5 protein-coding genes and 1 pseudogene are annotated in these 7,799 nt (G+C 43.8%); 1 reads left to right on the top strand and 5 read right to left on the bottom strand.

Going from position 1 to position 7,799, the window contains the following annotated elements; all coding sequences use genetic code 11:
* Window positions 1-172: 172 nt before the first annotated feature.
* Window positions 173-1,540: an FISUMP domain-containing protein gene (locus tag U9Q77_12895; GenBank protein ID MEA3288254.1), complete on the top strand. Its 1,368-nt coding sequence runs from the start codon at window positions 173-175 to the stop codon at window positions 1,538-1,540.
* A 593-nt stretch (window positions 1,541-2,133) separates the two neighbouring features.
* On the opposite strand, the gene U9Q77_12890 is transcribed toward U9Q77_12895, so the two are convergent.
* The 5 genes and pseudogenes from U9Q77_12890 to U9Q77_12870 form a co-directional block, all read right to left on the bottom strand.
* Window positions 2,134-2,445, bottom strand: coding sequence for a tyrosine-type recombinase/integrase (locus tag U9Q77_12890; protein MEA3288253.1), 312 nt, complete (start codon window positions 2,443-2,445; stop codon window positions 2,134-2,136).
* Window positions 2,446-2,736: 291 nt separating this feature from the next.
* Window positions 2,737-2,982, bottom strand: a complete 246-nt coding sequence (locus U9Q77_12885; GenBank protein MEA3288252.1) for a winged helix-turn-helix domain-containing protein — start codon at window positions 2,980-2,982, stop codon at window positions 2,737-2,739.
* A gap of 1 nt (window position 2,983) precedes the next feature.
* Window positions 2,984-3,412 (bottom strand): annotated as a pseudogene (locus U9Q77_12880) (recombinase family protein).
* A 254-nt stretch (window positions 3,413-3,666) separates the two neighbouring features.
* The gene (locus U9Q77_12875) at window positions 3,667-4,557 is read right to left on the bottom strand and encodes an ATP-binding protein (protein MEA3288251.1); all 891 of its coding nucleotides are present in this window, start codon (window positions 4,555-4,557) and stop codon (window positions 3,667-3,669) included.
* A 236-nt stretch (window positions 4,558-4,793) separates the two neighbouring features.
* Window positions 4,794-7,799: GLUG motif-containing protein (locus U9Q77_12870; protein ID MEA3288250.1), on the bottom strand; the 3,006-nt coding region annotated here is incomplete at its 5' end.

Here is a 7,799-nt window from a genome sequence, read left to right as displayed (position 1 = left end):
GCTGAACTTTTGAAGTTTAGTGCACTTAAATAACTGTTATTAAAAGTATTGCATAAACTCAATAGGTCACTTCTGCTGTAACAACCTCAAACTCAACCGGTTACAGAGACGGAAGAGAAACTTCTGTTAATTAGCTATCACCTAACTAAAGTTGAAAGGGGAAAGAAAGAGAATGAACCAAAAGAGACTGTTTATCTTATTTGTAACAATCTTAGCACTCGTTATGCTAAGCGTTTTTTCATGTGAAGAAGTTGATGAATCAGATTCCATAGAAACAGATCCAGAACTGCTCACGATTGTAGTCACGCCAAATAGTACAAGTTTGACCCCAGGTGATACACAGGTATTCACTGCCACGGGAAAAGATGTGGATAATAACACACTTGAGGATATTGTGTTTACTTGGACATCGAATAATCCGGCTACTGCAGAAATTGATGACAATGGACTTCTAACCGCTATTGCTAACGGAAACACTTACATCACAGCAGAATCAGGAGACATCGTAAGTGATCATGTAACTATTACCGTTACTCAACCAGTAGCCACAATAGAAATACTGCAAGAGTCTTTATCCATTTATTTAGATTCTACAGACCAGTTTACAGCAATTGCAAAAGATTCAGAAGGGAATGAGATATCTGATATTTCGTTCACCTGGGTGTCGAATAATCCCTCTGTTGCATCTATTTCAGGGGACGGAACCGTCACAGGAATTTCCCTTGGTACTGCACAAATTACCGCAAGTAGTGGAGATATCTCAAGTACAACAGCAACTATCAATGTAATGGAGCTGACATCAGGCACAGTAACTGATATTGATGGCAATGTTTACCAAACCATTAAGATTGGAGATCAATGGTGGATGGCTGAAAACCTGCGCACCACTCATTATAGAAACGGAGATCCAATTACAAGAGCAAATGATGCGTATGAATGGCGGGCCCTTGCTGTTTATAATGCGGCTACGGATGATCATGTCGTTGAAGGAGGCTATTGCTTTTATGATTTTGATTCTACCAATGGAAGTTCGGATGGACTTTTTTATAATTGGCTGACTTTTGGGAACCCAACACCTCAAGATGGGAATGATAATCTTAATATCATAGCTCCTGAAGGCTGGCGAGTTCCAGGAGAGAACGAGTGGCATATCCTGAAACAAACTGTTGGAATGACCTCTGAGGAAAGCTTCACTCCCGGTTATAATGTTGGAACAAATGAAGGTAGTAAATTGGCAGGAAATGCTGAGTTATGGGAAGATGGTGCTTTAAAAGATGATCCTGAATTCGGGGATTCCATGTTAAATTTGATACCAAGCGGTTATCTCAGCAGTTATACTTACGATTTTTCGAGTAAAGGGGAAGTAGGAATGTATTGGACTAACTACATAAACAATAGTTTTACTGATCCTCTAATAGATTGGCAGCCGTATTCACATTTTGTGCTTTCCTCGCAAACCTATATTGTCATGAATTCCTCAAGAAATACTAATGTGACTGCTGGTTTAGCTATTCGTTGTGTTAAAGAAGAAGACTTTTAGAATATAGTCTTATTACCAGCTATATATCGCGCCGGATTCGTTTTTGAGTCCGGCGCTTTTTTTCGCTCATTGTGAACATTTGACCAGCCACTTTTTAGCAACCAAAACCCGCTAGCCCCTACTGTGTATGGGTCTGCATACTACACGTATAACTGTATCAGGGGCTTTTTACAAAGGTGGACACTTATTGGACACTCGTCCCTGTAAGTGACTGAAACATAGGACAAAGCAAGGTACTGAAAATCCCCGCCTATCTACGCTCTTCGAGCTTCGATAGATAAATGCCTGCCTTGCCGTAGCTCCTCAGAGCGTAGGCAGGTCGGCGGTTCACTACCTGCGCTCTACGAGCTTCGGCAGTTAAAAATTCCGCTTGTTCCAACTGAGTGCAACCGAATGTCGGGATCCCTGCCTGCCCGGCGTAGTCTGCAAGATGTAGACGGGGCCACCACCTGAAACCCCTTAAGAATCAGCCACTTAAGGGGTTTTCTTTTATCACTTACTTTCATGTTATATTATATAGTAACGGGCTATTTGGGTACATTTTGGTATATGGAGTTCGTCGTGTAGTGCACACGCTGTTTTAGCTTATTCATTCAGGCTACCCTACCCCATCCACTCGCCCGTGCTTCAGAGACTTCAGACGCTCCGTTAGTTGAGTCCTCAAGTAAAGCTGACATGTCTTGGTAATCGACTTCCAGGAGATCTACATAATGTTTCTCTGTGACTTTTACCGATGAATGACCTAAAAACTTGGACACTCGATAAATGTCAACACCCTTTTGTATGAGACGAGCACCGGCAGTCTTACGAAGTGTGTGCAAATTAGCATCGGGTATTTCCGCACTATGGAATAATCTACGGGATAACGACTGGGACACTGCAGAGTAGATATTAAACCGGCCCATGTTACCCGTTAGTATATTTTAAATGCCACAAAGTCACTAAGACACCAAGTTTCACAAATTTGCTTAGGGGTTCTTGGGGCCTTTGCTTGTCCGGCGTAGCTCTTCCAGCGAAGACGGATGTCTTCGTGGCAAAAGAACTTACACTGCGGCGAGATGCTGACTCCTGATGCATACGGTTATCTCAGGCCAGTTTAATATATGGGAACGGTACCCGCTCCCCCCTCCGAGAGTTAAGAATGGCGCGAAGCACAGAATAAGCAACCAAGCTCAGATTCACACTTCACTTTTGACCTAATTTAATACTTCCCACTGCCCAGTTTTCCTCGATCCAACCCGTTTAATAATACCGGCCGTTCGCATTTTGTCGATGTGATACTTTATACCATCTGGTGTCAATCCAATCTTCTCAGCAAGTTCCTTGCGAGTAATTGTTGGCTTTGCCTTTAATAGGGCCAGTATCTTTTCTTGGGTAGTTTCTTGGGTAGTTGATCCTGTACCTTGTGAACTCTTATGTTCTTCAGGATAATGAAATATCACCCAACTTCTTCAGGCGACCTCCTACTCTACCACGTGCCCGGGCTGCAGCCAAGCCAGCGAGTGTTCGTTCACGGATTATATCACGTTCGAATTCAGCCAACGCACCGAAAACATGGAAGATGAGTTTTCCGCCGGGTGTTGAAGTATCTAGGGACTCTTGGATACTTCTGAAGTAGATACCTCTCTCACTGAGTAGGGTCATGACTTTGATAAGGTGCGTTAATGATCTACCCAGACGAGCTAGTTTCCATACGACGAGGGTGTCGCCTCCCCTGAGAACACCGAGTATTTGATCAAGTCCCGGACGTTCGGTTTTGCTACCGGACATTTTATCAGTGTATATTTTCTCACAGCCGGCGTTCTTTAGCGCATCGTTTTGGAGGTCAAGGTTCTGATCCGTAGTTGATACACGGGCATAGCCAATATTCATTATTGGACTCCTTTCTTTTGTTTAGTAGATATGAAAACGCCCAAGCGGGTGCTCAGGCGTTATTTGTGAATCTCAGTTTAGTTGAGATTTATGTATGGTGTTTCAGGTTACTCTGTAGATGTTGGTTGTCTCAATAACCAGGGTTTGTGAGACAGCTAAAAAGTACCTGAGTAATGAGACACCCTTTTTGAGACTACACAGATTGATCGAATTCTCATTGGATAGCCCAAAATGTATTCGATTCATCTAGCCAATTATGCTTTTTCAAGCTCAAGTCGTCCCTTATCAGTAATAATGTATTTCTGATTTGCCGCAGTAGGATTCTCAGGGTTCGACATCTCGATATATCCATCATCAAGAAGAGGTTTTATGTACTTGGTGCGGAACTTAGTGCGGTCTTTCCGATCAAAGACTTTCATAAGCTCTGTTATTGCTATGTAATTATTGTTACGTAAAGTCTTAACTTGGTGCCGGCTTAGTGCTGACTTAGTGCCAACTTGGTGCCGTTCTGTAGTCTGCTGAATAGGTTTCCCCTGAATGGGAAGGTAGTAACCAAAGGCTTTATGAGATATATCATTTCGGATTTCAGGAACTGGGTTCCCGAGGTTCTGCCATTCAGATTGCATCATCCGAATTCCTGTACCTGCTTGTTCACAGAGAATTAGTCTACGGAAGGCTGCAACTATTCGAGGGTTGCGCGACTCCTTTTCCCCAGGCTCTAGCAAATTAACGTTATCTCCGTATACATCACCGGGATTCCAGAATTGAATCTGATCATTATAGAACTTGATAACAGCTTTACGTGTGTGATCAGCATAATCTTGGTGGATTAAAAGATTGATAGCTGCTTCACGGAATACCCGATACCCTGAGGGTGCGTCATCACGCATTAGAGTGTGTGGGTCAATGCCCTTGAAAGGACGGGGTTCGTTTTTGTAGTACTTACCTACGAGTTCTCGCCACGTGTTGAACAAGTTTTCCTCTGAGACATACCGGTCCAACCATCGCATTTCTGGCTGGGGATCGTTTTGACCTGCAGGAATCCACTGGAGATCCACAGTTGGCCTTGGTAGGAGACTATGAATTGCTGGTGAAGATCCGAATAGTAATATTGACGGAACCGCAAAAAGTATCTGAGAATTCATGAAATGTGCCCTAAAACCATTAAATACAACCACATATAGTGAATATGAATAAATCTATATATATCAACACTTTGCGTCATTTCGATGAACTCAATACAACGCTCTGCGCGCTTTGCCTGCCCGCACGAAGTTATACGCAGGCGGGCGAGAGGGACTTTTTACGAGATCGTCAATATTGACGCTCGAGTTGGTATAAGATGAGCAGTTGGATACTCGGACAATGGGCTGAGGGAAGGCTATTTCAGCAATGTCACTTTCCGCATCAGCAAGCTTCTACCTGATTCAAAACGGACCAGATACACACCTGAAGCGAAATGATCAGCCTGCCAGTTGATTTCATGAAAACCATTCTCATGATTTTGATTCACCAGCCGGATCAACTCTCGTCCCTGAATATCAAAGACGGTAATGCGCATTTCAGTACTTTCACCTGTTTCATACTTGATCTTTAACTCGGGATTGAAGGGGTTGGGGTAGAGATTAAGCAGATTGAATTGACCAGGGAGCAGGCTGGACAGAGCTTCGGGAATAAAGACTTCAATTAGGGGATGTTTTTTAATATTTCCGACATAATCCACATCGGATAGCCGGTATTCATATCTACAACCAAAATTCACCTTGTTGTCAGTATACTCATACAGATGGGTTTCATTGGTGGAGCCATGTCCAGTCAGATCCGTGTGAGTATTGAAGTCATCAACAATAAGCCATTCTGATTCACCCCTGATGCGATTTTCCAGAATAAAGCCTAAATTCTCTATTTCTGATTCTGTCTGCCATAGCAGGAGCACACTGCCATTGTTTACTGTGGCTTTAAAAAAACTGAGTTCTACAGCCAGGGACTGGTCTTCACCATCCTCCCAGCTCAAATAGGGGTAGCCGTCATTGATGCTGCTACTCATATCCCAGTCATCATTATTGGCACTATCATCATTGGGGTTGGAGACAAAATCCCAAGCAGTGTCTAGTCCCTCAGTACCTTCTCCCTGCCCATCATACTCATAGGTAAAAGTTTCCAGGTTTTTCATCGCAGAGGTCCCTTTAGCGGTAGCGGAATTGTACTCCCCTGTATAGGCATCACTACTTTGCCCTGTGGTTTGCTGATCAAAAAAATTATTGCTGCATGATGGTCCATTCTCCACCGCTTCATCGACTTCCCCAAAAAATCCCTTGTCAGTTGGATTCGTAGCTCCTTCGTAAGTGACGCTGCCGGTGGCATAACATGATTGGATAGTTGGTTCATAGACGATTCCAATAAATGCTCCAATAGAAGTTTCAATAGAACCACTCTTTCGAGTCACGCTCCCTCTGGAGTAGCAGTTTGTTATGGTAGTATTCCCTGTATTTCCACATAGTCCACCAACATTTCTGGTGCCTGTAACATTGGCTGTACTGAAACAGGCTGACGTGGTACTCAAATTATAGCCAATCAGTCCACCAATGGAATTATCCCCTGATACAGAGCCACTACTACTGCAGTTTGTTACAGTACCACCAGATGAATAGCCAATCAAAACACCGGTTCTATAGTCTGCTGAAATGAATGCATCTGTAATTCGAATGTTTGACAGGGTAGCCGATGATGTATATCCAAATAATCCTACATAATTTGAGCCTGGTCGATTAATTGTTAACTCATCAATGGTAAAGCCATGACCATCGTAGCTGCCGGTAAATTGAATGCCATTTATTTCCCCAATGGGTCTGAATCCTGCACTATCATTCCAGGTGCTTGTTCCTGATGCATCTATATTGGCGGTCTGTTCATAGTCATATCCCCAGCGATCCATATCTTCAGAAATCCAGGCCAATTCAGACAAGGTGCCAATCTGATACTTCCCATTGGATATACTGGGTTCAGAAGTGATATGCGGGGTCCTTATGGACACTTCATTTCCATAATAGCTTGTTATATTGGTGGTCACATAAGCTCGAATATAATAAGTGGTATTCTCTGTTAATCCGCTAAGGTTGCTGCTAAAATTTCCCTCTGACCCATTGGTGGTTTTGCTGTGAGCAATTGTGGGAGTACTGGAGGTGTTCCAGCAAAGTCCAGCTGAGCTGATGGTTTCACCACTACCATTGCGAATAAAGCCCCGACCAGCCGCACCACTGGATGTTATGGAGGTCAGAATGCCAGTGGATGCTGAAATACCGGTGTAACTGAAAGCGGCATCCTGGGCACTGAGGAAGGGGTAACCACTATTTGAGCTGCCGCTCTGATCGATATTCCAGATTCCTTCATCCTCTTCTTGACCCGCATCATCATCAAAGGGATGATCTGTAAAACTCCAGGTGTTGGCAAGACCATCACTTCGTTCATCGGTGTAAGTGCCTACATATTTCATCTCGGCCGTGGTCTTGGCTGTGGCTCCGTCGGCTGAACTCTGATTGGAAGCCTCACTATCCCAGAAATTATCTGAATAAGAGGATAAAGTAAAGGTTCCTCCACCCCCAAAGCCCTTGTCAGTGGGAGCTGTAGTTCCAGTGTAATATACAGAGGCGGAACAGTAAGAACGTCTAACGCTAGACTGTGTATCTTCTGCATGTCCCATGAATCCCCCAATGGAGGTTCCACTTGCCCCACTCACTCGGGTAATATCTGCGGTGGTATAACTATCCTCAATACTGTTACTGTTTTGAGTACTACCCACAACCCCTCCCATATTGTCAGCTCCACTGATGGATCCTGTTACAGCACATTGACTTATGGATGAACCATCTGCCAAACCAGCAACAGCCCCGACATTATTCTGGCCTGTGATGGATACACTGGCTAGTCGTAATTTGGATACACCGGAATTCTCCAGATAGCCGAACAGACCGATATAATCTGTGGATGAACGGGAAATTGTGAGATTGCTGATAGAGTAATTACCGCCATCATAGTTTCCTGTAAACTTGTTTGTGCTATTGCCAATGGGAATAAAACCGGCATTACTATTCCAGCTTGATGTGCCCGCAGCATCAATATCAGCACTTTGTCCAAAATCATCACCCCAGCGAGCAGATGTTTCACTGAGCCATTCCAAATCCGATAGTTTAGTAATTGAGTATTCATCCCCCTCAAGATAGGGGATGTCCTCGGTGGTGAATTGGAGTTGGTCACCGTAATTTGTACCATTTGAATTGGTGGCATAGGCTCGCAGGTAATAGCTGGTGCTGCGGCTTGAATTATTTACTTCTGCTGTAAATGCTGAAGCAGAGAGTGTCCCCGTATTGTGATCATTTGATGTGGTGGG

This window comes from Candidatus Neomarinimicrobiota bacterium, assembly GCA_034716895.1.
GTDB lineage: Bacteria > Fidelibacterota > UBA8477 > UBA8477 > JABMPR01 > JABMPR01.
This window is presented reverse-complemented; position numbering and strand designations above follow the sequence as displayed.

Coding starts and splice junctions, on each gene's coding strand:
- U9Q77_12895 (MEA3288254.1), top strand. CDS start 173: ATGAACCAAAAGAGACTGTTTATCTTATTTGTAACAATCTTAGCACTC.
- U9Q77_12890 (MEA3288253.1), bottom strand. CDS start 2,445: ATGGGCCGGTTTAATATCTACTCTGCAGTGTCCCAGTCGTTATCCCGT.
- U9Q77_12875 (MEA3288251.1), bottom strand. CDS start 4,557: ATGAATTCTCAGATACTTTTTGCGGTTCCGTCAATATTACTATTCGGA.